Raw genomic sequence first — 24,638 nt, 5'->3', positions numbered from 1 at the left:
ACGACGTCCGTCGGCCGGGTCCTCCGCGGGTGAGCGGCACGAACGGGCACCCCGTCCCTAGGCTGCACCCATGACGACCGTTCCCCCGCACCGCCCCGCAGCCGAGGTCGAGCAGGCGCTCCTCGCCCTGAACGACGGGTCCCACCCCTTCGAGGTCCGGAAGGACGACGACCGGATCGTAGCGGTCTGGCGTCACCGGCTCCAGGGCGCCCAGCTCGCCTGGGGCAAGGCCGAGTGGCGCTACCGCGTCACGCTCCTCGACGACAGCGGGGAGTACACGACGAGCGTGGTGCAGAAGAACTGGGACGGGGAGAACACCGCCTTCTCGTTCCGGTCGAGCGACGTGACCGGACCGGTGGACGACGTCCTCGCCCGCGCCGGTTGGACGAAGCGACGGAGTGCGGTGGGGCGGATGGTCGGCAGACTCCTCGGCCGCGACTGATCCCGCTGCCACGATGAGCGCTCCTCGGCTAGGGTGGCCGGGTACTCCGGGGGGCCGGCTCGGAGTGCGATCGGAACGATCAGAGGGGGATCACCGTGGACCAGTACGCGATCGACCCGGGCGGGGTGCTGTCCGTGCTCGTGGGTGTCGACGGGCGACTCGAGCGACTCCGCGAGGCCGACGCGGCAGTCGTCGCGGCCGTCGAGGCAGCGCTGACCGCGGTGGGTTCCTCGAGCGCGCGAGGAGGCCTCGAGCGTCTGGCGGAGGACTTCCGGTCCGTCGTCCCGAACCTGCACGAGCACATCGCTGCGGCCAGGACTGCGGCGACCACCGCGACGCAGGCCTACGACGCCGCTGACGCCGAGATGGCCGGACGGACCCCGCGGGTCCGACTGCCCGAGGACGAGCGGTGAGCGGCGCACTCGTCGACGCGTCGGCGTTCCCCGCCGTCGACGCCGACGCGGACGGGCTGCGCACCGCCGCGTCCGACATGCGGTCGGCGACGAAGACCGTCTCCACGGTCACCGCCGAGGTCGACGACCGGTGGAGCGGACTCGGCCTGGTGTACGTCGCCCAGGAGAGTGCCACGCTGATCGACGCCACGCTCGCTCCGAAGTGGGCTGCCGAGGCGCTCGCCGGCGCCTTCGACCGAGCGGCCACCGCGCTCGAGACGTTCGCGGACGCGGTCGACACGGCGAAGCGGTCCCTGGCGTCCGCGGCGACCGCGGCCTCGGAGCTCCGCAGCGAGGTCGGGCGGGCGTCGGACGACCCCACCTACGACTGGCACGACGACGACGACGTGACCAGTCGCAACGCCGCGGTCGAGACGAGCGTCCTGCAGGCGGTCGAGGCCTACGAGACCGCCGCTGCCACGTGCGCGGCCGCGCTCGACGCCATCGGTCGTGAGACCGCACCGACGCACGCGAGCGGGTCGTCGTCCGCGCACGGCTGGGAGGCCGACACCGGCGCCTCCGCGTCCGCGACGGCGTCCGACCAGCAGGCCTCCGCGCACGCGAAGGCCGGCGTCGGCGCATCAGCCGAGGGTTCGGCGTCGCTGGACGGTGTCGGATCGGTCCGAGGAGACGCCGACACCTTCGCCGGGGTGGGGTCCGAGGCGAAGGCCGAGGCGCACGAGGACGAGGACGGGTTCTCCGGCTCCGCGTCGGCCGAGGCGTTCGCCGGGGGCAAGGCGGACGCACACGGACACTACGAGGGACTCGGCGGGTCGCTCGACGGCGCGGCCGAGGCCTTCGGTGGTGCGAGCGTGGCCGCCGCTGCGTCCGCGAAGGCCGACCGCGTGAACGGCGTCTCGGCCGAGGGCTCCGTCGACGCGTTCGCCGGCGCCCGGGCGAAGGGCTCGGTGGACTACCAGAACGGGTTCGTGGGCGCGAAGGCCTCCGGCCACGCCGACGCGGGCGCGGGAGCGTCCGCGAGCGGCAAGGTCGAGGCGGGCCCCAAGGGTGCGAGCGCCGAGGCCGGCGCGAGTGCCTTCGCCGGCGCGAAGACCGGCGTCGACTACAGCACCTCGTTCATGGGCGTCTCGATCGGCAGCGGCGTCGACGTCCGGGCAGGAGCCGGCGGCGAGGTCAAGGCCGCAGCCGAGGTCTCGGCGGACGACATCGACCTCGAGGCGAGGCTCGCCGGAGCACTCGGCGTCGGAGCCGGTGGCAACGTGCACATCAACATCGACCCGAAGGAGTTCGTCGACGACGTGGGCTCCTTCTTCGGGTTCTGACCCACCGGACCGACGAGCAAGAGGACAGCATGCCCACCACGAGATCCGACGCCGCCCCGTTCGCACCGATCCCCGTCGTCGCGGTCGACCACCCGGCCGACTGGGAACCGCTGATCGTCGCCGATGCCGCACTCGCCGTCGCGGAGCGCGAGCAGCGCGGTGCCTTCCGGGCGAACGTCGCCGTGACCGTCCGACGGGTCGCGACGGCCGGGGGCGAGGACGCTCCCGCCCTCGCGACGGCGATCGCGGAGAACACCGCGGCACTCGAGGGTGCCGAGCGGTGGGCCGAGCTCGGGAGCGAGTACCGGACGGTGCTCGGGCTCGACGGCTACCGCATCGAGGGTGCGTTCGTGCTCCCGGGGACGGGCACGGTCTTCCAGGCGGTCCAGCTCACGGCGGTCCAGCACGACGGCTTCGCCGACGTCGTCGGCATCACCGGGACCTGCGGCGCCGACGAGGGCGAGCGGCTCGTCCCCGTGCTCCGCGGGATCATCGAGTCGGCGCGGCTCGTCTGAGGGCCGTCCGGGCCCACCGGTCCTCGGGCCCACCGGTCCTCGGGCCCGTCGGTCCTGGTGCCCGTCAGCCCTCGGGGGTGTCCGCGACCTGCACGTCCACGGAGTACTTGCTGCCGTCGACGTCCCCGATCTCGACCGTCGCGTCGTACTTCGTGTCGAAGCCCGCGGTGTTGACGTCGCAGTGCACGACGTTCCCGTCCTTCAGGTCGACGGAGTCGTCGCCGCAGTCGACCTCGGGACGCTGACCGACGCTCTTCTCGAGCGAGTCGGCGACGACGCGGGCCAGCCCCTCCGGAGACGTCGTCCGGTTCGCGGACACCGTGCACCCGCTCAGGACGACCACCAGTGCCGCCACGGTCGACCCGACCAGTGCGCTCTTCCGGGCACTTCGCAACATCCACGTCCCCCTCGTGTTCTCCGACATCGGGCCCATCCTGCCACGGCCCGTCGGCCCGCGGGCCCCGGGCTCTCCCGACCCACCGACGACCGCTGGCGGGTCCGGAGGAGCCGGGCGTACGCTCGCCGTGTGAGCCAGACGCAGGAGCCGAGGGCCCGGGAGCGCGTGCACAGCACGCTCGCCACCGTGGACTGGCGGCGGATGACCTTCGACCTGTACCGCCGCGTGCGCGCCACGTCGGACCCCGAGACCGCCCACGCGATGTGGCGCGAGACCCGCGACGCGATGTTCGGTGAGCACCCGGCCAGTCCGCTGCTCGACGAGGACGCGCGCGACTTCGAGGCACTGCCCGTGCCCGACTACGACCCGGAGTGGCGGTTCCGCGCCCGGATCGAGGACGCGGACCCGCAGGCGATGGACGTCGAGACCGGCACCGACGGGATCGTGCACTTCGACCGGCTCGGCGTCGTCCGGCTGCCGGGCATCGGCACGCTCGACGTCTGGTCGCACGGCGGGTACGCGGGCGGGATCTTCGTGCCGGTGAAGGACGCCAGCGCCGGCAGGGCTCGTGGCACGTACGGCGGCGGGCGCTACCTGCTCGACACGATCAAGGGTGCGGACCTCGGCGGCGACGACGGCGAGCTCGTCCTCGACTTCAACTTCGCGTACAACCCGTCGTGCGCGTACGACCCGGCGTGGGCGTGCCCACTCGCACCCCCGGGCAACACCGTCGCCGTGCCGATCCCGGTCGGCGAGCAGTACGACTTCTGACACCGACCAGCAGACACGCAACGGACAGGACGCAACGGTGGAGCGCATGACGGGACTCGTGGCCCTCGACGTGGGCGGTCGCGTGCCGCCCTTCGAGCAGGTCCGCTCGCAGATCGCCGCGCAGATCGCGGCCGGGTACCTGGTGGACGGGGAGCGCCTGCCGAGCGTGCGGGCCCTCGCCGAGGAGCTCGGCCTGGCTGCCGGGACGGTCGCGAAGGCCTACCAGCTGCTCGAGGAGACCGGACTCGTGCACACCGCACGCGGCGCCGGGACCCGGGTGGTCCGGCCCGCCGCGGTGCCGGACGCCGTCGCTGACGCCGCACGCGCCCTGGTGGCCGCGGCGAAGGAGGCGGGGCTCTCCGCCGACCAGGCCGCGGCAGCCCTGCGCGAGGCCTGGCCCGCCTGAGGCGACCACCCGGTCCGAGGCGACCGCGCTGTCCGAGGCAACCGCCCCGTCACGCGACGCAGGCGCCGGAGACGAGCCGGGCCTCCCGGCCGTCCGTCCCCACCGCACCACCGCGGCGTGCGCTCAGCAGTGTTCCGAGACGTACGCGTCGTCCGACGGAGTGACCAGGTCGCGGTCCCGCAGGATCGTCATCGCCGGACGGTCCCGCAGCGCGCACACCGACGACCACGGGCGGTCGAGGGTGTCCGCGTACTCGATGTCGATCACGCGCTTCCCGTAGACGTCCGTGTAGGCCGAGCACTCCTCGTACTGCACGCACTCCTCGGCGACGACGAAGTCGAAGCCCGTGGTCTGCCGCCCGGCCGTCCCGAGCTGCGGCGTGTTCTTCTGCCCGACGGCGAGCCCGTGCGCGTGCCCGACCCGGACGAGCGACGCGGCGAGCGCGAGGTTCCCGGACCGGGTCAGCCGCTTCCCGGAGCGCGTCCACGAGTCGAGGTTGTCGAACTCGACCGCGTCGAACCCCCGGTCGGCACACCGGGCGACCGACCTGGTCAGGACCTTCGTGATCGCCGTCCGCTTCGCCGCCGTCCGGGTGTCGAGGAGCACCTCGTCCGGCCAGCCCGGGTCCGACACGGTCTTCCCCGCAGCGTCGCGGAGGAGCGCCGACGGTGCTGCGCGCTGCCAGTCGGCCAGCGTGCCCGGCTGCGTCTGGAAGCCGTTGACGTAGCAGATGCCGTACGTCCCGGGGGCCGGCCGGTCGGTGCTGTCGCGCTCGACGATCGTGACGCCCGCGGCCGGGGTGTACCCGCCGCCGAGCTGGTAGTCCGGACGGCCCGACGTCGGCAGGTTCGCGTACGACGCCGCCCGTGCGGTGGGCGCGGTGGCGGGGGCGGCACCGGCGGCGCAGCCCGTGCTGCCGAGCACGGCGACCAGGGCGACCGCGGCGGTCAGCAGGACGGATCGGGTGTGCACCACGGGATCATCGCACGCGCTCGGCGAACGGTCCGGCCCGGATCCGGCACCCGCACGCTATGCTGGAGGTACTCGAGGCGCCGATCGCCTCGTGCGTCGTACGGACGCCCCCGACTCCCGACCCTCATCCGGTCGATGATCGCGCACCGACATCCCGGTGCCAGGCTCTCTGCTGCGGCGACCGCGTCAGCCTCTGCTGACGCGGGGTTCCCGCCCGCGCGCCACATGCCAGCGCGCCCACGGCCGGCACGAGCCGGCTCGAAAGGTCACCATGACCAACCAGGACATCCGTTTCACCGATCTCGGCGTGCCCGCGCCGATGGCCCAGGTCCTCGCCCAGCAGGGCAAGGAGACCGCCTTCCCGATCCAGGCCGACACGCTCCCCGACTCCCTGCAGGGCAAGGACGTGCTCGGTCGCGGCCGCACCGGCTCCGGCAAGACGATCGCGTTCGCGATCCCGCTGGCCGCCCGCCTCGCCGCGAGCCGCCGCCCCCGTCGTGCCGGCCGCCCCCGCGCGCTCGTGCTCGCCCCAACGCGTGAGCTCGCGACGCAGATCGACGCGACCCTCGCGCCGCTGGCGAAGTCGATGGGTCTGAACACCACCACGATCTTCGGCGGTGTCGGCCAGGGCCGTCAGGTCGACGCCCTGCGCGCCGGCGTCGACGTGGTCGTCGCCTGCCCGGGTCGCCTCGCCGACCTCATGCAGCAGGGCCACGTGCACCTCGGCGACATCGAGGTCACCGTCCTCGACGAGGCCGACCACATGGCTGACATGGGCTTCCTGCCCGGCGTGACGAAGATCATGCAGGCGACGCCGGAGCAGGGGCAGCGTCTGCTCTTCTCCGCCACGCTCGACAACGGCGTGGACAAGCTCGTCAAGAAGTTCCTGCACAGCCCGGTGATGCACTCCGTCGACGACGAGACCAGCCCCGTCGAGGCGATGACCCACCACCTGTTCGAGGTCGCCGACGCCGACGCGAAGAAGGACCTCGTCCGCGTGCTCGCCTCGGGCACCGGTCGTCGCATCATGTTCATGCGCACGAAGCACCACGCGAAGCGCCTGGCGAAGCAGCTCAGCTCGCAGGGCATCCCCGCGGTCGACCTGCAGGGCAACCTGTCGCAGGGCGCCCGTGAGCGGAACCTGGCGAAGTTCTCCTCCGGCGAGGCCCTCGTGCTCGTCGCGACCGACGTCGCCGCCCGGGGCGTGCACGTCGACCACGTCGAGCTCGTCGTGCACGTCGACCCGCCGACCGAGCACAAGGCGTACCTGCACCGCTCGGGTCGCACCGCGCGCGCCGGTTCGTCGGGTGACGTCGTCACCGTGACGATGCCGGCCGAGCGCCGCGACGTCGCGCAGATGATGCGTGCGGCCGCGATCAAGGTCACGCCGCAGCAGGTCACCGCGACCTCGCCCGCCGTCACGACGCTGGTCGGCGAGGTCGCCCCGATCCGCCACGTCGAGGAGGCCCCGGTCCAGCAGCAGCGCCAGCGCCAGCCGCGTGCGGCCGAGTCGTCCCGCTCCGAGACCGCGGGCAGCGGTCGTCGCCGTGGTCGCGGCGGACGGTCGGGAGGCGCGGCGCAGGCCCCCGAGACCGCGTCGGCCGGTCGCGGCTCGGGTCGGAACGGCGGCGGTCGCGGTGGGCGTCCGGTCACCGAGGGCGCCGGCGCTGCCGGTTCCCGCGGCGGTTCGGCCCGTGGTGCGTCGGCGGGCGGTGCCGCTGCCGGCGGTCAGCGCCGTTCGGGCGGCAGCCGCCGGGCGTCGAGCGACGTCGTGCGCGGTGGGTCCGCTCCGGTGTGGTCGTCCGAGGGCGGCTACGCGGCGGGTCGTGGTGCCGGCTCCGAGTCCGGCGGCGGTCGTCGCGGCGGCTCGCGTCGCGCCTCCCGTCCGGCGGGGGCGGCCGACCGCCACTGAGGTCGCGGTCCACGCCGGGATCCGAACCTGAATGGTCGCTGCGCGCAGCGCGACGCCGGACGCGTACGTTCTGGGTCACCGAAGGCCGCGTGAGTGGCCGACGGGGAATCGTCCGTCGTTGGAAGGAGACCGTATGGCTGGCAGCGAAGAGAACCACACCGGCGAGAAGCTCGGCGGGAAGCTCAAGGAAGGCATCGGCAACCTGACCGGCAACGACAAGCTGAAGGCCGAGGGTCAGACCGACCAGGCCAAGGCGTCTGCCAAGCAGGGCGTCGACGACGTGAAGGACGCGGCGCACGGCGTCGCCGACAGCCTCCGCGACGAGAAGCACTGAAGCCGGTCCACGACCGCGCTGCGAAGCCCCCGGATCCGATCGGATCCGGGGGCTTCGTCGCGCGTGCGGGCACTGCGTCGGTCCGTTCGCCCGCCCACCCGCGGGTCGAACCACGGGGCCGACATGAAACCGGGCCGCACCGGTGGTTCGATGTCGCTTCCGTGGTTCGGAGCAGGCCGGCATCGTCGCGGGCTCGGCCCGGCAGCGCCCCGGTGGTGGCTAGTGCAGGGCGCCGACCGAGGCGAGGCCGGCGCGGAGCAGGGTGCCGCGACCACCCTCCATCTCCTCGGCGACGGCGTCGGAGGCCGCCTCCATCGGGCTCATCCACGTGAGCTCGAGGGCGTCCTGCCGCGGCTCGCACGTCCCGGTGACCGGGACGACGTACGCCAGCGAGATCGCGTGCTGCCGCTCGTCGGTGTAGACCGAGGCGCCGGGCAGCGGGAAGTACTCCGCCACCGTGAACGGCGTCGGGCTCGAGGGCAGCTGCGGGAAGGCCATCGGGCCGAGGTCCTTCTCGAGGTGCCGGAAGAGCGCCGTCCGGATCGACTCGCCGAACATCACGCGCCCGGAGACGAGCGTCCGGGCGATCGAACCGCTCGGGGACACCCGGAGCAGCACGCCGACCTCGGTCACGACACCGAGGCCGTCGGTGCGGACGGGGAGTGCCTCGACGTAGCAGATGGGCAGCCGACGGCGGACGTTCGCCAGTTCCTCGTCGGACAGCCAGCCGGAGTCGGGGTCGGGGGTGCGCAGCGAGGCCATGCACCGTGTCTACCAGGCACCGCGGCGAGTTCGACGCACGGCGCGGTCACTGTGGACGGCTAGCGTCGTGCACATGATCGATGCGGACATCGTGCAGTGGACCCGATCGGCCGGGGAGCGGAGCGGCACACCGCTGCTCGTCGCCCTGCACGGGGTGGGGTCGAACGAGCGGGACCTGCTCGGACTGGCCCCGGCGCTGCCGCCCGAGTGGACCGTCGCCTCGCTCCGCGCACCGATGCCGTGGGGGCCGGGGTACTCCTGGTACCCGCTCGGGACACCGGGGTCGCCGGCGCTCGGACCGGTCGACGCCGCGGTCGACGGGGTCCTCGACTGGATCGACGCCGTCGCCGCGGAGCACACCGGGGTGGGGCTGCTCGGGTTCTCGCAGGGCGGATCGATGGCGCTGCAGCTCCTCCGCGCCCGGCCGGAGGCCTTCGCGTTCGCGGTGTCCCTGTCGGGGTTCGTCGTGCCGGGTGTGACCGACGCGCGCGACGAGGCCGTCGCCAGCGTCCGCCCGCGGGTGTTCCTCGGGCACGGCGACCTCGACCCGGTGATCCCGCCCGAGGCCACCGCCCGCACGCAGGCCTGGGCCGCCGCGCACACGGACGTGACCGACCGGTCCTACGCGGGACTGCCGCACGCGGTGTCAGCCGAGGAGCTCGCCGACGTGGCCGCGTTCATCGCGGCGGAGCAGTCGACCAGGTGACCGGACGACGGACGGGAGGCGCGTGGCGGGCCCGCCACGCGCCTCCCGTCCGTCGGTGGGTGCGTCGAGACGCGTGCCGCTAGTCGGCGAGGATCTGCAGCAGGTCCTTGCGGAGCTGGTCGATCTTCGCGGTCGCCGCCTTCGTCTGCTCGTCGTCCGCGTTCGACCGGTAGACGTGCAGCACGCCCATGGTCTTGCGGAGGGCCTCGACGAACTCGCGCTGCGTGTCGGGCATGCCCGGTGCGGCGTCGAACGCGGCGGTGATCTCCTCCGCCTTCGCCTCGGCCTCGGCCCGGCCGGCGTCGGTGAGCTCGAAGAGCGTCTTGCGGCCGTCACCGGTCGAGACGACGAGGTCCTCGTCCACGAGCTGCTGGAACGTCGGGTAGACCGAGCCGGGGCTCGGCTTCCAGGCGCCGCCGGTGCGCTCGGCGATGGTCTTGATCACGGCGTACCCGTTCTGCGGCCCCTCGGCGAGGAGGCCGAGGATCGCGAGGCGGACGTCGCCGCGACGGCGGCGCTCGCGGCCGAAGCCGGGGCCGCCGCCGAAGCCGGGACCGAAGCCCGGGCCGAAGCCGCGGCCGGGGCCGAAGCCGCCCCGTCCGCCGTGGTCGTGGTCACCGCGGTCGCGGCCGGGGAAGCCGTGGCCGTGGTGCTGCCGCGCGCCGCCGAAGCGGGGGCCGCGCGGACCCGAGCCGCGCTGGCCGCGGCGGGGCGTGGTGCTGTCGAGGTCATCGTACGAGGGGCGCATGATGACTCCTTCCTGTCGGTGGTGAAGTTGGCTCGCGATCTGTTCCGTTCGTATCGCGATGTAGTAACGATAGATCGCTACCGATCGGCTTGTCAAGCGGTCGGTCGCACTCGGTCTGCTGTCGGTGGCGGCGGGCAGGATGGGACGGACCATGACGGACGTCCTCGAGCGCTTCTCCCCCGCGACCGCGGAGTGGTTCCGCGGCGCGTTCCCCGCACCGACCGCCGCGCAGGCCGGCGCCTGGGACGCGGTCTCCACCGGGCAGCACGCCCTGGTCATCGCCCCGACCGGGTCCGGCAAGACGCTCGCGTCGTTCCTCTGGTCGATCGACCGGCTCATCAGCGCGACGGATCGTCCGCCCGCCAAGCAGCGCACCCGCGTGCTCTACGTCTCCCCGCTCAAGGCGCTCGGCGTGGACGTCGAGCGCAACCTGCGCAGCCCGCTGGTCGGCATCACGCAGACCGCCCGCCGGCTCGGCACCGAGCCGCCCGAGGTCACGGTGGGCGTCCGGAGCGGTGACACGCCCTCGTCCGACCGGCAGCGCCTGCTCCGCCAGCCGCCGGACATCCTCATCACGACGCCCGAGTCGCTGTACCTGATGCTCACGTCGAGCGCGCGCGAGACCCTGGTCAACGTCGACACCGTCATCGTGGACGAGGTGCACGCCGTCGCGTCGTCGAAGCGCGGCGCGCACCTCGCCGTCTCGCTCGAGCGGCTCGACGACCTGCTCGAGAAGCCCGTGCAGCGCATCGGCCTGTCCGCGACGGTGCGTCCGGCGGAGGAGGTCGCGCGCTTCCTCGGCGGCCGCGCACCGGTCACGATCATCGCGCCGCCGGCGCAGAAGACGTTCGACCTGCGGGTGGTCGTGCCGGTGGACGACATGACCGAGCTCGGCGCCCCGCCCGTCGGGGCCGACGCGACCGAGTCGCCGACGAACGGGTCGATCTGGCCCCACGTCGAGGAACGGGTGGTCGACCTCATCGAGGAGCACCGCTCGACGATCGTGTTCGCGAACTCCCGGCGGCTGGCCGAACGCCTGACCGCCCGGCTCAACGAGATCCACGAGGAACGGGTGCTCGCGGCCGCGGAGACCCCCGTCGCGGTGGCCGCCGGTGGGGCCGCCGTCACGCAGTCCCCGGGGCGCGCCTCCGCGCACGCACCGGTCGCCCAGCCGAAGCGCCCGCCGGCGCAGCTGATCGGGCAGTCCGGGCAGACCGAGGGCGGCGGGTCGGACCCCGCCGTGCCGGTCCTCGCCCGGGCGCACCACGGTTCCGTGTCGAAGGACCAGCGCGCGATCATCGAGGACGACCTGAAGTCCGGGCGGCTCCGCTGCGTGGTGGCGACGAGCTCGCTCGAGCTCGGCATCGACATGGGCGAGGTCGACCTCGTCGTGCAGGTCGAGGCCCCGCCGTCGGTCGCCAGCGGCCTGCAGCGCGTCGGTCGCGCCGGGCACCAGGTGGGCGAGATCTCCCGCGGGGTGCTCTTCCCGAAGCACCGCGCCGACCTCGTGAACAGCGCTGTGACGGTCGAGCGCATGGTGTCCGGGCAGATCGAGTCGATCTCGGTGCCCGCGAACCCGCTCGACGTCCTCGCGCAGCACACCGTCGCGGCCGGGGCGATCGACACCGTCGACGTCGAGCACTGGTTCGAGCTGGTCCGCCGCAGTGCCCCGTTCAGCTCCCTCCCCCGCTCCGCGTTCGAGGCGACGCTCGACCTGGTGACCGGTCGCTACCCGAGCGACGAGTTCGCCGAGCTCCGCCCGCGCCTGGTGTGGGACCGCGTGCACGGCACCCTGACCGGTCGTCCCGGCGCCCAGCGACTCGCGGTGACGAGCGGTGGCACGATCCCCGACCGCGGCATGTTCGGCGTGTTCATGGTCGGCGAGAAGGCGTCCCGCGTCGGCGAGCTCGACGAGGAGATGGTCTACGAGTCCCGCGTCGGCGACGTCTTCGCCCTCGGCGCCACGAGCTGGCGGATCGAGGAGATCACGCACGACCGCGTGATCGTCAGCCCGGCGTTCGGGCAGCCCGGACGCGTGCCGTTCTGGAAGGGCGACGGCATCGGTCGGCCCGCCGAGCTCGGCCGCGCGACCGGCGCCTTCGTTCGCGAGGTCGACGCCGCGTCCGACGACGACGCCCGGGTCCGCGTGGCCACCGCCGGCCTCGACGACCGCGCCGTGACGAACCTGCTGACCTTCCTCCGCGACCAGCGTGCGGCGACCGGACACGTGCCGAACGACACGACGCTCGTGGTCGAGCGCTTCCGTGACGAACTCGGCGACTGGCGGCTCATCCTGCACTCGCCGTACGGCATGCAGGTGCACGCGCCCTGGGCCCTGGCGGTCGGTGCGCGCCTGCGCGAGCGACACGGCATCGACGGCGACGCCATGGCGGCGGACGACGGCATCGTCGTCCGGATCCCGGAGACCGACGCCGAGCCGCCCGGCGCCGACCTGTTCGTGTTCGAGCGGGACGACCTCGAGGCCCTCGTCACCGACGAGGTCGGGGGCTCGGCACTGTTCGCCGCGCGCTTCCGCGAGTGCGCGGCGCGGGCGCTCCTCCTGCCGCGCCGGAACCCCGGGCAGCGCTCCCCGCTCTGGCAGCAGCGCCAGCGGGCGTCGCAGCTGCTCGAGGTCGCCCGGAAGTACCCGACGTTCCCGATCGTGCTCGAGACCGTGCGCGAGGTCCTGCAGGACGTCTACGACGTGCCGGCGCTCCTCGGCATCTCGGACCAGATCGCCGAGCGGCGCATCCGCCTGGTCGAGCGCGAGACCGAGCAGCCGTCGCCGTTCGCGCGGTCGATCCTGTTCGGGTACGTCGCGGCGTTCATGTACGAGGGCGACTCACCCCTCGCCGAGCGGCGAGCCGCCGCCCTGTCGCTCGACTCGACCCTGCTCGGGGAGCTCCTCGGCCGGGCGGAGCTCCGCGAGCTGCTCGACCCCGCCGTGATCGCCTCCGTCGAGCGCGACCTGCAGCGGCTCTCGCCGGACCGGCGGGCGCGCGATGCCGAGGGCGTCGTCGACGTCCTGCGGCTCGTCGGGGCCCTCGAGCTGTCCGAGGTCGTCGAGCGGAGCTGGCTGGCCCCGTCCGTCGCGGGAGAGACTGCGGGTAGCGCTGACGCTGCGGGCGGCGCCGACACTGCGGAGGACGCAGACGTCGCGGACGACGCGTCCGCCACTGCCACCACGCTCCGCAGCGCGCTCGAGACCCTGGAGCGCGACCGGCGCGTGCTGTCGTTCTCGCAGGGCGGCACCACGCGGTGGGCCGTGATCGAGGACGCCTCCCGCCTCCGGGACGCCCTCGGTGTCCCCCTGCCGATCGGCGTCCCCACCGCCTTCGTCGAACCCGTCGCCGATCCGCTCGGCGACCTGGTCGGCCGGTACGCCCGGTCGCACGGCCCGTTCTCCGCGCAGGAGGCCGCCACGCGCCTCGGCCTCGGTGTCGCCGTCGTGCAGGACACCCTGCGGCGCCTCGTCGCCGACCGCCGTGTCGTCGAGGGCGAGTTCCGCCCGGACCGCCAGGGCGCCGAGTGGTGCGACGCCGAGGTCCTGCGCCGCATCCGCACGAAGTCGCTCGCGGCGCTCCGGCACGAGGTCGAACCGGTCGCCCCGGACGCCCTCGCCCGGTTCCTGCCGGCGTGGCAGCACGTCCAGGCGCCGGGCACCCGTGGGGGGCTGCGCGGCGTCGACGGCGTGCTGCAGGTCATCGACCAGCTCGCCGGGGTCGCCCTGCCCGCGAGTGCGTGGGAGACCCTCGTGCTGCCGTCGCGCGTGACCGACTACTCCACGAGCATGCTCGACGAGCTGACGGCGACGGGCGAGGTCCTGTGGTCCGGCGGCGGCACGCTGCCGGGCAACGACGGCTGGGTGCGGCTGCACCTCGCCGAGTCCGCGGCGACCACGCTGGCCGAGCCGGCGGGCGACGAGACCACCGAGCTCCAGCGTGACGTGCTCGGCGCCCTGGCCGGCGGCGGCGCGTACTTCTTCCGGCAGCTCGGCCAGGCCGTCGGGAGCACCGACGACCAGGCGCTGACGACCGCGCTCTGGGACCTCGTCTGGGACGGGCAGATCACGAACGACACCTTCGCGCCGCTGCGGGCGATGCTCGGCGGCAGGGCGAAGAGCACGAGCGCGCCGCGGGCACGGGCCTACCGCGGTCGTCGACGCCCGACGCTGCCGTCCCAGTCCGGGCCGCCCTCGGTCGGTGGACGCTGGTCGATCCTGCCCCTGGCGGAGTCCGACTCGACCCTGCGTGCGGCCGCCACCGCGGAACAGCTGCTCGAGCGCTACGGGGTCGTCACCCGCGGCGCCGTGCAGGTCGAGGGCGTCCGCGGCGGGTTCGCCGGCGTGTACCGCGTCCTCAGTCGCTTCGAGGAGTCCGGACGAGCCCGTCGCGGGTACTTCGTCGAGGGGCTCGGCGCGGCGCAGTTCGCGACCGGCCCGACCATCGACCGCCTCCGCACCCACGCCCGCGACCTCGAGGACGACGAACGCGCCGACCCGGACCGCGAGCGCCAGGCACTGACCCTCGCGGCGACCGACCCGGCGAATCCCTACGGTGCCGCGCTGCCGTGGCCGTCCGAGGACGCCCCGGCCGACCCGGACGCCGGACCCGGCACGGACCCGGCACCGGCGGCGACCACGACGACCGGCCGCGGCCACCGTCCGGGGCGCAAGGCCGGCGCCCTCGTCACGACGGTGGACGGGCGGCTCGCGGTCTACGTCGAGCGCGGGGGCAAGTCGGTGCTGACCTTCACCGACGACCCGGCGGACCTGGCGGTCGCGGCGCGCTCGATCGCCGGTGTCGTGCGCAGCGGGCTCCGGAAGCTCGCGGTCGAGCGGGTGGACGGTGACTTCGTGCTCGAGTCGCAACTCGGGTCGGCACTGCGGGAGGCGGGGTTCACCGCGACCCCGCAGGGACTGCGGCTGCGTGTCTGAGGCGACCAGGGCCTCCCGACCGGACGAGCGGGACGCACGACGACGGACGGAGGTGCGCCGTGCCCGAGGGTGACACCGTCTTCCGCGCCGCCCGACGTCTGCACGAGGCGCTGGCCGGCAAGGTCCTGACCCGGTCGGACTTCCGCGTCCCCGCGTTCGCGACGCTCGACCTGGTCGGCCGCACCGTCGACGAGGTCGTGCCGCGCGGGAAGCACCTGCTGCACCGCATCGGCGACCTCACGGTGCACTCGCACCTCAAGATGGAGGGCCGGTGGGACGTCTACGCCCCCGGGGAGCGGTGGCGACGGCCGACCCACCAGGCGCGTGTGGTCCTCGACGCGGCAGACGTCTCGACCGTCGGGTTCACGCTCGGGGTGCTCGAGGTCGTCCCCCGCGACCAGGAGTCCGAGGTCGTCGGACACCTCGGGCCGGACCTGCTCGGCCCCGACTGGGACGCCGACGTGGCACTCGCCAACCTGACCGCCGACCCCGAGCGGCCGATCGGGCTCGCCCTGCTCGACCAGCGCGTGCTCGCGGGCCTCGGCAACGTCTACCGGAACGAGCTCTGCTTCCTCCGCGGCGTCCTGCCGACGCGACCGGTCGACCAGGTGCAGGACCCGGCGCGGGTGATCGGGCTCGCCAGCCGGCTCATCACGACGAACCGCGACCGGAGCCACCGCGTGACCACGGGCGTGGACCGCCCGGGGCGGCGGTTCTGGGTCTACGGCCGGGCGGGCAAGCCGTGCCTCCGTTGCGGCACGCCGGTGCGGCGCGGTGAGCTCGGCGACTCCGAGCTCACCCTTCGGGACACCTACTGGTGCCCGCGCTGCCAGAGCTGACGGACGGGCAACGACCGCTCAGCGGCACCGGTGCGTCAGCGGTCGGCGGCCTCGACGGCGCAGCTCTCGGCGCGCTTCGCGGCGTCGGAGTCGGCGCTGAACGAGCTCGGTGCCGGCGAGGCCGACTGCGACTCGTCCGCGGTGGCCTCCTTCGCGGTCTGGTTCACCGCGTAGATCGTGCCGTCGAAGTCCTCGGCGGTCGGGTCCGACGTGGTGGCCCAGATCGTGAGCTCGTCGTCGTTCGCGTCCTTGCTGTCCGACGGGACGATGGACGCCGCCAGGTACCAGCCGCCGTCGCCCTCGGCCACGCTCGCGATGTCGGTGGTGTCGTGCGGACCGACCGCGGTACCGATGGCGTCGACGGCGTTGCTCGAGGCGACCGCACAGTCGGCGGACTGCGACTTCTCCTGGTCGCCCGGGACCTTGCCCACCGGGTCGATGTTCTGCGCGCCCCCGGGGTCGCACGCCGTCAGGAGCAGGGCGAGGGTGGCAGCGCCGAGCAGCGCGGTGGCAGTCTTGGCTCGCGTGGTCATGCCGTGCACGGTAGGCGGCGGTGCCCGAGGAACATCCCAGAGCGTCCGGGAAGCGAATCGACACACATCCTCACGCCAGGTCGACGAGTCGTCGGTCCCGGATGAGGACTCGTCGGGAGCAGCGCTCCGCCACTCGCGAGCTGTGCGTCGCGATGACGAACCGCATGCCGGTCGACTGCAGGTCGTCGAAGAGCTGCAGGACGTCCAGCTCGGTCTCCTCGTCGAGGGCACCCGTCGGTTCGTCCGCCAGCACCACTGCCGGTCGACCCACCACGGCGCGGGCGATGGCAACGCGTTGCGCTTCGCCACCCGAGAGCCGTGCTGCCCGCCGGGAGGCGAGGTGGCCGGCACCGACGAGCCCGAGTGCACGTCGTGCGAGGGCGGCAGACCCGGACCGCTGCGGACACCCGAGCTGGACGTTCGCGAGCGCCGTCCGGTCGGACAGGAGGTCGTACGACTGAGTGACCACACCGATGTGGTCCCGGCGGTAGCGCGCCAGGTCGCCCCGACGTCTCGGCAGTCGGCTACCGACGAACGTGTGCACGCCGCTGTACTCGAGGTCCAGTCCGCTCAGGATGCGCAGGAGCGTGCTCTTGCCCGAACCACTCCTGCCGAGCACCGCCACGGAGCGGTCGTCATCGGCCAGCGTGAACCGGAGGTCCTCGAAGATCGACCGCACCTGTCCGTTGGGCTCGCGGACGGACTTCGAGATCGAGTCGAGCGAGATCACCGGGGGACTCCTGATCGTGGGGAGGTCGCTCGCGCGACGGCGTGGATCTGGGCGCCGACGTCGATGGCCGCCCACACGGCGCCGAAGGCGAGGACGGTGAGGAAGGGGACGCCGTGACGATTGGGCAGTGCCGAGCAGACGAGTGTGAAGCCGGCGAGTCCGACGACGTGTTCTGCGAGCCAGAGCGGTGCCCACATGCGAGCCAGCGCGGCGGTGTCGCGACCGGTGACCCAGTACGCGGACCAGACCGGCAGACGGCGAGCAGCGACGAGTCGGCCGAGGAACGCGGACGCCGTCCCGCCGGCGAGGACGATCAGGACGAGGACCGCGCCGAGGAGGTGCAGGTTGTCCTGTACGAGCTGACGGACCGACGCGAGCTGCACGACGTACGTCGGGACACCGGTCAGTGAGTACTCGGTGAACCCGGTCGCGGCACCGATCGCACCGAGGCTCGCGAGGACGTCGTCGACGGTCAGGTCACGGTCGACCGCGAGATCGCCGTTCAGCACCTGGAAGCCCAGCAGACCTGCGAACTCCAGGTCCGACCGAGCCAGGCCGGCGAGACGGGCCGGGTAGGGCAGCAGCACGGCGTCGTCCACCTGGTGCTCGAGGTCGCCCCGGAAGTACATGTCGGCGTCGGGACGGAGGAAACCGGCGACCACGAGACGGAGTTCGCGGAAGAGCAGGGTCGCCGAGAGCTCGTCTCCGATCGAGTACCTTCCCGCGTAGTCCGCGCCGAGGACGACGGGCACGGAGCGTCCGTAGTCGACGGCGTCCCACGACGGTTCCGTGCCCTCGGCCACCTCGAGACCGGCGAAGTCCCATGCCTGTTCGTCGAGTTGCACGGACTTGACGTCCCGCACGGTCCTGCCGCGTTCGTCGTGGTACTCCCCGCGCAGCGTGTACTCCGTGCCGTAGCCGACGTCGAACCGATCGTCCGCCGGAGGGTCCGTCAGGACGAGCGGTTGGTCGTACGCCGAGATGCGCTTGATGCCCTGTTGCTCGTCGAGGGCATCGACGAAGGCCGCGAGCCGCCCGACGTCGGCCTCGGAAGCACGGAACCGCTCGAAGCCGTCGGGGTCCCCGGTGAAGCGGTCGATGATCGTGTAGAGGTCGACGTCCGCGCGATCGGACAGACGGCGGTCGACCGCGAGGGCGGTGGACTGCACGAAGGTGCCGAAGCCGTACAGCGAGAGCGACACGAGCACCAGCACGACCACCTTCGCGAGCACCAGCAGGCCGGTCCGCCGGACGTCCCGCATCAGCTCCACCGGCGGCGTCCCGTCCACAGCAGACCACTCACGGCCATCAGGAAGCCGCATCCGAGCGCGCCGAGGCACGGCGCGACGTCCGGACGGACGAAGAGCGAGCCCGCGACGGCGTTGCTCGTGACCGAGACCGCGCCCGCGCACACGACCAGGACCGTCACCGAGCGCAGGAGCACGCCGACCACGAGCGAGGACGGAGCGGCACCGACGAGGTTCCGGACCCGCAGGACCCGCTGTTCCGCGGCCGCTGCAGCCACGGCCGCTGCGATCAGGACGACGACGGCGGCACCCCACCCTGCTGCCGTCAGGACCGGCGTGACGACGTCGACGTTCGTCCGACGCTCGGCACCCGACCCGACGATCTCGACTGAGTGGTCCGGGAACACCGACCGGAACCGCTGCGCGACCTGCGGACCGTCCACCCGCAGGCGCTCTGGAGTGTCGGCGAACAGCGTCGGCCGGACGATGACCGCCTGCTCCTCGAGCAGGCTCGCTGCTCGGACGCCGAGACGACCGACCACCGTGGATCGCTCTCCCGCGACGTCGACGGTCGTCTCCCCCCGAGCCCGACCGGCACCCACCAGTGCTTCACCGGGGGTGCCGGTCAGGGCTCGCCCGGCATGCAGCGGCACGTCGGTCCAGCCACCGGAGACGAACGCGACGACGCGGGTGTCGGGATCGATCTCCTTGAAGACCCGCGTTCCCGTCGCGAACCGATCGGCGTGCGCGAGGATGTCCTGCAGTCGTGCGTCGACGAGGATGCTCTCCGACGTCGCGAGATCGGCTCCCTCGGCGACCAGCACGTCCTTGCGTGCCGAGAACACCGAGAGCAGGGCGACGAGCACCATCGCGGTGCTGACGAGCGCTGCGACCAGGCAGGCCTGACTCCTGCTCACCGGCCGTAGTAGGTCCGCGCCTGACCGTTGCCGTTGCTCGGGGCGTTCGGGTTGAACGCCTTCCAGGGCGAGACCGCCTCGGTCCCGCCGGTGCCGTACTTCCGCCCGGACGTCGCGATCACGCCGCTCGCCGGCCAGTAGTGTTCGAGCTGCGCCGTGGTGTAGTGGCGTACACCCGCCCAGGTCGTCCAGCCGTGCGCGCGCTTGTGCGACGTCCCGCCGATCGTGGTCGACTCGGCCGTCCCCCGGTGGTTCGGGCCCGCGCGCAGGTCCTCCCCGACCAGCGGTCGGCCCTGACCGATGGTGCCGTCACGCTCGCTCCAGCCGCCGAGGATCCCCCGCTCTGCCGCGTCCGCCGGCGCGACCCCGATGACGACTCCCGCGACGATGCCGATGCCGCCGATGGCGGCGGAGATCTTCTGTGCAGTGTGCTTCCTCATGACCCCTCCAGTCCTGCCGGTGAAATGTGGAAGATCACCGGCAGGACCACTTTGCAGAGGTGGGACGGGGTGTCTACCCCCGGGTCATGATCCAGGCCAGCAGGTACGACCGGGTGTTCGCCGAGTCGATCACCGCGTCCGGCAGCCGCTCTGCCGCCGTCAGCGCCGCCGCCGCCTCGGCCTTCCCGCCGAGCGCCCGGTACATGAGCAGGTAGTCCCCGAACTGCACGTCGTAGCGACCGTCCGGGACGGCCTCGTCGAGCACCCGCTGGATCTGCCGCTGCCCGCCGGCGCCGACGTACTCGCCGGCCATCGCGGGCATCGGGATCAGCTCGATGCCCGCCGGGGCCGCCGCGGCCGCGCTGAACCAGGTGGCGTGGTCGCGCTTGCCGCCCCAGGTCAGCGAGACCACGCGGTGCGTGAAGCCGGGGAACGACGACAGGTCCGGGTCGAGCACGTCGCGCTGCGCGGAGGCCGCCTCGTTGGACAGCAGCCAGGTGCCGGTCGACTCGAGGGACGACGAGCCGGACACCGCACCCCAGCGGGCGACACCGTTCCAGGCCGAGACCGCCTCGGACGACGACTCCTGGTTGTTGCCGTCGGCGAAGGGCGAGTACCCGGACGCCCACGAGTGCTGCACGTACGGGTCGTACACGCGGAGCGCCGGGAACGACTCGGTCGCGGTGGGCGAGGCGATGTCCGCGGCCACGAGGTCGGCGACGGTCCGCCACCGGGACACGAGCCCCTCGTCGCCGTCCGCCACCATCGCGGCCGCCGACAGGAGGTACCCGTAGTGGAAGTGGTGGTCGTTGAACTCGTCGGAGCCGAAGGACGCCTGCTGCCCGACGAGACCGTGGACGGTCGGGTCGGCGAGGAAGCACCGCGCGGTGCGGTCCCCGCAGCCGGCCGGGTCGAACCACTGGTCGAGCTCGCCGACGATCGAGGTCCGGAGCGCCGAGGCCTGGTCGTCGAGGCCGAGGGACACCGCCAGGCGGTACAGGGTCGCGACGCGGTACAGGTCCTTGCCGCCGCCGTAGGTGTCCGCGGCGTACGACGACGCATCGACCTCCGCGGCGTCCTTCCGGACCTGTGCCGCCAGGGTCGCGCGTTCCCCGGACGGCAGCCCGGACAGGTCCAGCCGGTCCGAGGGCGTCACGGTGTCGACGGCGAAGCGGAGTGCCGTCCCCGTGCACACCGGCGCCGGGCCCGTGAGCGTCGCGACCCGGAGTCCGGTGCACCGGAGGCCCGTCGTGCCCTGCCCCGGCTGCGGGACGAGCACGCCGGCGCCGCCGTCGAAGTCGTACGACAGCGTCGTGCGCTGCGACCCACCCGACGCGCGGCGTTCGAGGGTCGACCCGCCGAGCGGCCGGGCGGCGTCACGGAGCGTGGCGACCTGCGCAGCCGACGCGCCGTCGGGCGTCGGCAGCAGCACCACCGAGCCGCCCCGCCGCAGTGTGACGCCGGTGGTGTCGAGCGACCCGTCGCGGACGACGACCTGCCAGGTCCGGCCGCCGCCGGACAGCGTCGCCGTGTCGTCGCTCGTCGGGGTCATCGGCGAGGTTGCCGTGATCGTCTCGCCGCGTGCTGCCGTGTAGGTGACGAGGGGCGAGCCCTCGGCGACCACCGAGTGCCCGAGGACCGTGTCGCCGTCGCGGTGCTCGACGGTCACCGAGACCGCGTCGTACGCCGACACGAGCGTGGTCGTCGCACCGAGGTCGAACCCGACCTGCGGCACCGCGCCCGCAGCGATCGTCTTCTCGGTGGCGGTGACGTCGGGCAGCCCCGCGGCGAAGCCGCCGCCGGTGACCTGCCACGAGATCGGCGTGGGGAACACCGGCTGCGGGGCGTCGCCGAAGACGAGCCCCGAGAACCAGCGGTTGGTGGGCGGGGTCAGCCCGTCCGCCAGGCGCATCGCGCCGACCGTCGACGTCGCGACGTCGCCCAGGGCGGCGACTGCGCGCGCCTGGGCGGCCCCGTCGGTGGTGGCAGCCGCGTCGGTGGCGGCGGCCGACGGGGCCTGGTGATCCGCGCCTCCCGGCCCGGTGCACGCGCTGGCGAGCAGGGCGACGGCGGTCAGCACGGGGACGAGCAGGAGCGGACGGGAGGCGCGGCGAGCGCCCGCAGGGCGGCCTGCGGTCCGGAGGGGTCGACGCACCGGCTACAGCCCGATCTGCCGGGAGAAGTCGCGGACCATGTCCGAGACGCCGGCGAGCGCACCGTCGTCACGCAGGTGCAGCGTGGCGTCGACGGGGGTGCCGGGGCTCGTGATGCCGGAGGACGGCGAGGCGGACAGCTCGGGGCTCTGCACGTCGACGGTGGTCTTCGCCCGGCCGTCGTCGCTCGTCTCGACGCTGACGCTCTGCACCGTGCCGCGGACGGTGCGGTCGTCGGGCAGGCGCAGGTCGACCTGGGCACCGTTGCGGATGCGGCCGTAGTCGCGCGCGGTGACCGTGAAGGTCGAGGTGACGAAGAGGCTGTCCTCCTTGTGGATGGTGCCGAGCTCGGAGCCGGCCTGCACGTAGCCGCCGGTCTTGACGTCGACCTTCGCGACCGTGCCGGAGACCTCGGCCTTGAAGGTGATGAGGCCGTCCTCGCCGATGTCGTAGGCGCTCGTCTGCGTGTCCGCGCCGACGACGCCCTTCCGGATGTCCTGCGCGAGCTGCAGGCTCTGCACCTGCAGGAGCTTCGCGCCCTTCGTGACCGAGTCGCCCTCCTCGACGTACTCCTCGGTGACCGTTCCGCCGTAGTCGGTGCCCACGGCGTACTCCTGGGCGGCGATCGCGGCGGAGGTGCTCGCGACCGCGCTCTGGCGCTGGTTGAAGACGAGCGTGCAGGCGGCGACGATCACGAGCACGACCACGAGGCCGCCGAACAGTCGGAGTCGGTTGGTCCAGGTCATGCGCGGTGTCCGTCCTGCATCGCGACGCCGGCGATCGCGGCGCGCTGGGGTTCGAGGGTGTCGGGCCGGACGACGGTCGTCCGGAGGGGGCTGGCCGAGGCCTGCGCCAGCGGGGTCACCGGGCGGACCGCCTCGCCGGGGGTCTGCGCGCGGTCGGCGACGCGGTTCCGGGCCTGCTCGCGGAACGCCGCGACGATGAAGGCGGCGAAGACGAGCGTGTTCGTGATGTTCCAGGCGGTGGCGAGCGTCAGCTGCCCGTTGCCGAGGTCACGCCAGACGGCGACCACGCTCGTCAGCGTGAGGAAGACGAAGACGAGGACCTGCGGCACGATGAAGTTGAAGGGCGAGGGGGTCCTGCCGCGTCCGGCGCCGGTCACGTGCCACGCCTGCTCCTTGCCGCACAGCACGTTCCAGAGCGCGCTCGCGTAGATCGGGAACGACACCGCGGCGAGCAGGAGCGTCTCGTACCGGAAGGACCCGAGGGCGTAGAACGCGAGCAGGACCTGCGTGAAGTAGAAGCCGAGGTAGAACAGGACCCACTCGCCGGCGCCGATCGACAGGTTCATCGGGCGGAGGTCGAAGTAGATCTCGAGCGGCGGCACGAGGAGCAGCAGCCCGGGGACGATGCCCGTCAGGTAGAAGCTCGCGGTGACGAGGTACTGCAGGCGCTGGTCCATCGTCAGCCGGTGCTTCGGGTTGAACGGGAAGTGCGTGAGCAGGATCTCGAAGCCACCGGTCGCCCAGCGCAGCTGCTGCTTGGTGAAGCCCTCGATGGTCTCCGGCGCGTCGCCGACGGCCAGGGTCATCGGGATGAAGACCGACTTCCAGCCGCGCTCGTGGAGCATCAGGCTGGTCCAGACGTCCTCGGACTTCGAGTCGGTGTGCATCCCGCCGATGTCGTCGATCGCACTGCGGCGGAAGATGACGTTCGTGCCGACGCAGAACGCGGCGTTGAAGCGGTTCCGGCCGGGCTGGATGAACTTGTAGAACACGGTCTGCATGTAGCCGGCGCCGCGGGAGACGAGGTTGTGCAGGTTGCCGTAGGTCTGCGGCGTCTGCACGAACGCGATCGAGTCGTCGGCGAAGAACGGGACGGTCTCGAACAGGAAGTCCGGTGCCGGCACGAAGTCGGCGTCGAACACCGCGTAGTAGTCGCCCTTCGCCAGCGTCAGGGCGTGGTTGATGTTGCCGGCCTTGGCCCCGTGCGAGGACAGGCGGCGGACGTACCGGGCGCCGAGTTCGGCGGCGAGCGCCTGCACCTCGTCGCTCCGACCGTCGTCGAGCACCCAGGTGCGGTGCTCGCCGCGCATCGCCACGGCGGCCTGGACGGTCGCGGCGATCTTCGACAGCTCCTCGCCGTACACCGTGATGAAGACGTCGACCTCGACCTGCTGCCCGCGGACGTGCATCGGCCAGCGGTGCGGCTGGTCGGCGAGCCCGTCGTGGCTGATCGCGTCGCGGTCGAAGAGGGTGTCCTGCGTCTGGTGGAAGGCGAAGTCGCGGGGGTCGGCACCACCGGACAGGATCGTCCACATCGACAGCAGGGCCTGGCCGACCAGGACGCTCTCCGCCACGATCACGAGCCCGTACGGCAGGAAGTCACCGCGGTTCGCGGGGTCGAGGAGGAACACGGCGTACGCCATCACGCCGAGCGTGGCGACGAGCACGATGAGCACCATGACGGGGCTGTGCGCGCGGCTCTCGGAGCGCGGGCGCACGTTCGGCACCTGCACGGAGGCGCGGCGACGACGTGCGCGGTCGCGGTCGCGGGTGACGAGCTGCTGCGGGAGCGCCGTGCCGACGTCGCTGCCGGGCAGCAGGGCCGGGACGTCGGGTGACTGCGGCGGGACGCTGCGGCGGGCCGGCACCGGGGTCGGCGGCGCAGCGGTGGCGGTGTGCTGGTCGGCGGTGTGCGTGCTGACGTCGTGCTTGCTGGCGTCGTGCTGGCTGACGTCGTGCTTGCTGACGTCCGCGCGCGAGCGACGGACGTCCGTGGGTGCGGACATGCGGGTCTCCAGTCGGGTCGGGAGAGACTCGCGGGCCGCGGGCAGGGACGCCGGTGGAACGCGAGACGGGCGTCGGCGGCTGTGGCGACATGGGTCGGACCCCGGAGGGCCGGACCGGCGGGGCTTCGGGGCCCACGCCGGGGTCCGCGACCGAGGGTGCGGTCGCGGTGTTCGGTGTGTCGGAGCGGTCGTGCGTCGACGGCCCGTCGCCGTCGGTCCTTCCGAACACTACGAGCCGCCCGACCGGCTCCGCGCCTGGCCGCGGAGAAGTCGGCACGGTCCCGCCGCTTCTTGCGTGATCCCGCAAGACGCGACGTCGGCGGCACCTCGCAGCGGGATGACGCTGCGAGGAACCGCCGACGTTGCGTGTTGCGGCGGGGGGGGGGGGGGG

General features: G+C 73.1%; 23 protein-coding genes. 11 read left to right on the top strand and 12 right to left on the bottom strand.

Annotation, left to right across the window (positions count from 1 at the left end):
• Nucleotides 1-70: 70 nt before the first annotated feature.
• From Cus16_RS11320 to Cus16_RS11305, 4 genes are all read left to right on the top strand, one after another.
• Nucleotides 71-442: a hypothetical protein gene (locus Cus16_RS11320; protein ID WP_069712773.1), complete on the top strand. Its 372-nt coding sequence runs from the start codon at nt 71-73 to the stop codon at nt 440-442.
• Nucleotides 443-537: 95 nt separating this feature from the next.
• Nucleotides 538-855, top strand: coding sequence for a DUF6507 family protein (locus tag Cus16_RS11315; RefSeq protein ID WP_069712772.1), 318 nt, complete (start codon nt 538-540; stop codon nt 853-855).
• Complete coding sequence (locus Cus16_RS11310; RefSeq protein WP_069712771.1) at nt 852-2,177, top strand: hypothetical protein; 1,326 nt, start codon at nt 852-854, stop codon at nt 2,175-2,177. Before Cus16_RS11315 ends, Cus16_RS11310 begins: the two co-directional genes overlap by 4 nt.
• 29 nt (nt 2,178-2,206) lie before the next feature.
• Nucleotides 2,207-2,692, top strand: a complete 486-nt coding sequence (locus Cus16_RS11305) for a hypothetical protein (RefSeq protein WP_069712770.1) — start codon at nt 2,207-2,209, stop codon at nt 2,690-2,692.
• A 64-nt stretch (nt 2,693-2,756) separates the two neighbouring features.
• Here the strand turns inward: Cus16_RS11305 and Cus16_RS11300 are convergent, their stop codons facing one another.
• Nucleotides 2,757-3,089 carry a DUF4333 domain-containing protein gene (locus Cus16_RS11300; protein ID WP_069712874.1) on the bottom strand — a complete coding sequence of 111 codons (333 nt, stop codon included), beginning with the start codon at nt 3,087-3,089 and terminating at the stop codon, nt 2,757-2,759.
• 201 nt (nt 3,090-3,290) lie between these two features.
• Between Cus16_RS11300 and Cus16_RS11295 the strand changes: the two genes are divergently transcribed.
• Both Cus16_RS11295 and Cus16_RS11290 read left to right on the top strand, forming a co-directional pair.
• Nucleotides 3,291-3,860, top strand: a complete 570-nt coding sequence (locus Cus16_RS11295) for a DUF1684 domain-containing protein (RefSeq protein ID WP_069712873.1) — start codon at nt 3,291-3,293, stop codon at nt 3,858-3,860.
• Between the two features lie 46 nt (nt 3,861-3,906).
• The gene (locus tag Cus16_RS11290; protein WP_069712872.1) at nt 3,907-4,266 is read left to right on the top strand and encodes a GntR family transcriptional regulator; all 360 of its coding nucleotides are present in this window, start codon (nt 3,907-3,909) and stop codon (nt 4,264-4,266) included.
• Nucleotides 4,267-4,389: 123 nt separating this feature from the next.
• On the opposite strand, the gene Cus16_RS11285 is transcribed toward Cus16_RS11290, so the two are convergent.
• A complete protein-coding gene (locus Cus16_RS11285) occupies nt 4,390-5,238 on the bottom strand; it encodes an endo alpha-1,4 polygalactosaminidase (RefSeq protein ID WP_083263926.1) in 849 nt (282 codons plus the stop codon).
• 271 nt (nt 5,239-5,509) lie between these two features.
• Here Cus16_RS11285 and Cus16_RS11280 point away from each other — a divergent pair, with 271 nt between their 5' ends.
• Together Cus16_RS11280 and Cus16_RS11275 are read left to right on the top strand one after the other, a co-directional pair.
• Nucleotides 5,510-7,150, top strand: a complete 1,641-nt coding sequence (locus Cus16_RS11280) for a DEAD/DEAH box helicase (protein ID WP_069712768.1) — start codon at nt 5,510-5,512, stop codon at nt 7,148-7,150.
• Nucleotides 7,151-7,283: 133 nt separating this feature from the next.
• A complete protein-coding gene (locus tag Cus16_RS11275; protein ID WP_069712767.1) occupies nt 7,284-7,484 on the top strand; it encodes a CsbD family protein in 201 nt (66 codons plus the stop codon).
• A 219-nt stretch (nt 7,485-7,703) separates the two neighbouring features.
• Here Cus16_RS11275 and Cus16_RS11270 read toward each other — a convergent pair whose 3' ends face one another.
• Nucleotides 7,704-8,246: an NUDIX hydrolase family protein gene (locus Cus16_RS11270; protein WP_069712766.1), complete on the bottom strand. Its 543-nt coding sequence runs from the start codon at nt 8,244-8,246 to the stop codon at nt 7,704-7,706.
• Nucleotides 8,247-8,319: 73 nt separating this feature from the next.
• Between Cus16_RS11270 and Cus16_RS11265 the strand changes: the two genes are divergently transcribed.
• Nucleotides 8,320-8,952 carry an alpha/beta hydrolase gene (locus tag Cus16_RS11265; protein WP_069712765.1) on the top strand — a complete coding sequence of 211 codons (633 nt, stop codon included), beginning with the start codon at nt 8,320-8,322 and terminating at the stop codon, nt 8,950-8,952.
• 79 nt (nt 8,953-9,031) lie between these two features.
• Here the strand turns inward: Cus16_RS11265 and Cus16_RS11260 are convergent, their stop codons facing one another.
• Complete coding sequence (locus Cus16_RS11260) at nt 9,032-9,700, bottom strand: PadR family transcriptional regulator (protein WP_069712764.1); 669 nt, start codon at nt 9,698-9,700, stop codon at nt 9,032-9,034.
• Between the two features lie 151 nt (nt 9,701-9,851).
• Between Cus16_RS11260 and Cus16_RS11255 the strand changes: the two genes are divergently transcribed.
• Both Cus16_RS11255 and Cus16_RS11250 read left to right on the top strand, forming a co-directional pair.
• On the top strand, nt 9,852-14,636 hold the full coding sequence (locus Cus16_RS11255) for a DEAD/DEAH box helicase (RefSeq protein ID WP_069712763.1): 4,785 nt from the start codon (nt 9,852-9,854) through the stop codon (nt 14,634-14,636).
• A gap of 59 nt (nt 14,637-14,695) precedes the next feature.
• Entirely contained in the window at nt 14,696-15,475 is a 780-nt protein-coding gene (locus tag Cus16_RS11250; RefSeq protein WP_069712762.1) for an Fpg/Nei family DNA glycosylase, read from the top strand.
• A 35-nt stretch (nt 15,476-15,510) separates the two neighbouring features.
• Here Cus16_RS11250 and Cus16_RS11245 read toward each other — a convergent pair whose 3' ends face one another.
• The 8 genes from Cus16_RS11245 to Cus16_RS11210 all read right to left on the bottom strand — a co-directional run bounded on the left by Cus16_RS11245 (nt 15,511) and on the right by Cus16_RS11210 (nt 24,247).
• Nucleotides 15,511-16,008, bottom strand: a complete 498-nt coding sequence (locus Cus16_RS11245) for a hypothetical protein (protein ID WP_069712761.1) — start codon at nt 16,006-16,008, stop codon at nt 15,511-15,513.
• A gap of 70 nt (nt 16,009-16,078) precedes the next feature.
• Nucleotides 16,079-16,738 (bottom strand): ABC transporter ATP-binding protein, encoded by a 660-nt coding sequence (locus Cus16_RS11240; protein ID WP_069712760.1) that lies wholly within the window; start codon nt 16,736-16,738, stop codon nt 16,079-16,081.
• Nucleotides 16,735-18,000, bottom strand: a complete 1,266-nt coding sequence (locus Cus16_RS16700) for a hypothetical protein (protein ID WP_189319580.1) — start codon at nt 17,998-18,000, stop codon at nt 16,735-16,737. The genes Cus16_RS11240 and Cus16_RS16700 overlap by 4 nt, the downstream gene beginning before the upstream one ends.
• Nucleotides 18,000-18,902 (bottom strand): hypothetical protein, encoded by a 903-nt coding sequence (locus tag Cus16_RS11230; RefSeq protein WP_141718948.1) that lies wholly within the window; start codon nt 18,900-18,902, stop codon nt 18,000-18,002. The genes Cus16_RS16700 and Cus16_RS11230 overlap by 1 nt, the downstream gene beginning before the upstream one ends.
• The gene (locus tag Cus16_RS11225; protein WP_069712757.1) at nt 18,899-19,342 is read right to left on the bottom strand and encodes a hypothetical protein; all 444 of its coding nucleotides are present in this window, start codon (nt 19,340-19,342) and stop codon (nt 18,899-18,901) included. Before Cus16_RS11225 ends, Cus16_RS11230 begins: the two co-directional genes overlap by 4 nt.
• A 73-nt stretch (nt 19,343-19,415) precedes the next feature.
• A complete protein-coding gene (locus tag Cus16_RS11220; RefSeq protein ID WP_083263909.1) occupies nt 19,416-21,422 on the bottom strand; it encodes a glycosyl hydrolase in 2,007 nt (668 codons plus the stop codon).
• Nucleotides 21,423-21,500: 78 nt separating this feature from the next.
• Entirely contained in the window at nt 21,501-22,241 is a 741-nt protein-coding gene (locus Cus16_RS11215) for an HlyD family efflux transporter periplasmic adaptor subunit (protein WP_069712756.1), read from the bottom strand.
• Nucleotides 22,238-24,247 carry a glycosyltransferase family 2 protein gene (locus Cus16_RS11210; protein WP_069712755.1) on the bottom strand — a complete coding sequence of 670 codons (2,010 nt, stop codon included), beginning with the start codon at nt 24,245-24,247 and terminating at the stop codon, nt 22,238-22,240. The genes Cus16_RS11215 and Cus16_RS11210 overlap by 4 nt, the downstream gene beginning before the upstream one ends.
• Between the last annotated feature and the right edge of the window lie 391 nt (nt 24,248-24,638).

Origin of the sequence: Curtobacterium sp. ER1/6 (assembly GCF_001742745.1) — a bacterium.
Lineage (GTDB): Bacteria > Actinomycetota > Actinomycetes > Actinomycetales > Microbacteriaceae > Curtobacterium > Curtobacterium citri.
The sequence above is the reverse complement of the archived record's forward strand: the minus strand, read 5'-3'. Positions and strand labels throughout refer to the sequence as shown.

What these genes read in the sequence shown, in the direction of transcription:
- Cus16_RS11215 (WP_069712756.1), bottom strand. Translation starts at nt 22,241, where the DNA reads ATGACCTGGACCAACCGACTCCGACTGTTCGGCGGCCTCGTGGTCGTG.
- Cus16_RS11280 (WP_069712768.1), top strand. Translation starts at nt 5,510, where the DNA reads ATGACCAACCAGGACATCCGTTTCACCGATCTCGGCGTGCCCGCGCCG.
- Cus16_RS11275 (WP_069712767.1), top strand. Translation starts at nt 7,284, where the DNA reads ATGGCTGGCAGCGAAGAGAACCACACCGGCGAGAAGCTCGGCGGGAAG.
- Cus16_RS11305 (WP_069712770.1), top strand. Translation starts at nt 2,207, where the DNA reads ATGCCCACCACGAGATCCGACGCCGCCCCGTTCGCACCGATCCCCGTC.
- Cus16_RS11225 (WP_069712757.1), bottom strand. Translation starts at nt 19,342, where the DNA reads ATGAGGAAGCACACTGCACAGAAGATCTCCGCCGCCATCGGCGGCATC.
- Cus16_RS11245 (WP_069712761.1), bottom strand. Translation starts at nt 16,008, where the DNA reads ATGACCACGCGAGCCAAGACTGCCACCGCGCTGCTCGGCGCTGCCACC.
- Cus16_RS11265 (WP_069712765.1), top strand. Translation starts at nt 8,320, where the DNA reads ATGATCGATGCGGACATCGTGCAGTGGACCCGATCGGCCGGGGAGCGG.
- Cus16_RS11290 (WP_069712872.1), top strand. Translation starts at nt 3,907, where the DNA reads ATGACGGGACTCGTGGCCCTCGACGTGGGCGGTCGCGTGCCGCCCTTC.
- Cus16_RS11300 (WP_069712874.1), bottom strand. Translation starts at nt 3,089, where the DNA reads ATGTTGCGAAGTGCCCGGAAGAGCGCACTGGTCGGGTCGACCGTGGCG.
- Cus16_RS11210 (WP_069712755.1), bottom strand. Translation starts at nt 24,247, where the DNA reads ATGTCCGCACCCACGGACGTCCGTCGCTCGCGCGCGGACGTCAGCAAG.
- Cus16_RS11260 (WP_069712764.1), bottom strand. Translation starts at nt 9,700, where the DNA reads ATGCGCCCCTCGTACGATGACCTCGACAGCACCACGCCCCGCCGCGGC.
- Cus16_RS11295 (WP_069712873.1), top strand. Translation starts at nt 3,291, where the DNA reads ATGACCTTCGACCTGTACCGCCGCGTGCGCGCCACGTCGGACCCCGAG.
- Cus16_RS11320 (WP_069712773.1), top strand. Translation starts at nt 71, where the DNA reads ATGACGACCGTTCCCCCGCACCGCCCCGCAGCCGAGGTCGAGCAGGCG.
- Cus16_RS11270 (WP_069712766.1), bottom strand. Translation starts at nt 8,246, where the DNA reads ATGGCCTCGCTGCGCACCCCCGACCCCGACTCCGGCTGGCTGTCCGAC.
- Cus16_RS16700 (WP_189319580.1), bottom strand. Translation starts at nt 18,000, where the DNA reads ATGCGGGACGTCCGGCGGACCGGCCTGCTGGTGCTCGCGAAGGTGGTC.
- Cus16_RS11255 (WP_069712763.1), top strand. Translation starts at nt 9,852, where the DNA reads ATGACGGACGTCCTCGAGCGCTTCTCCCCCGCGACCGCGGAGTGGTTC.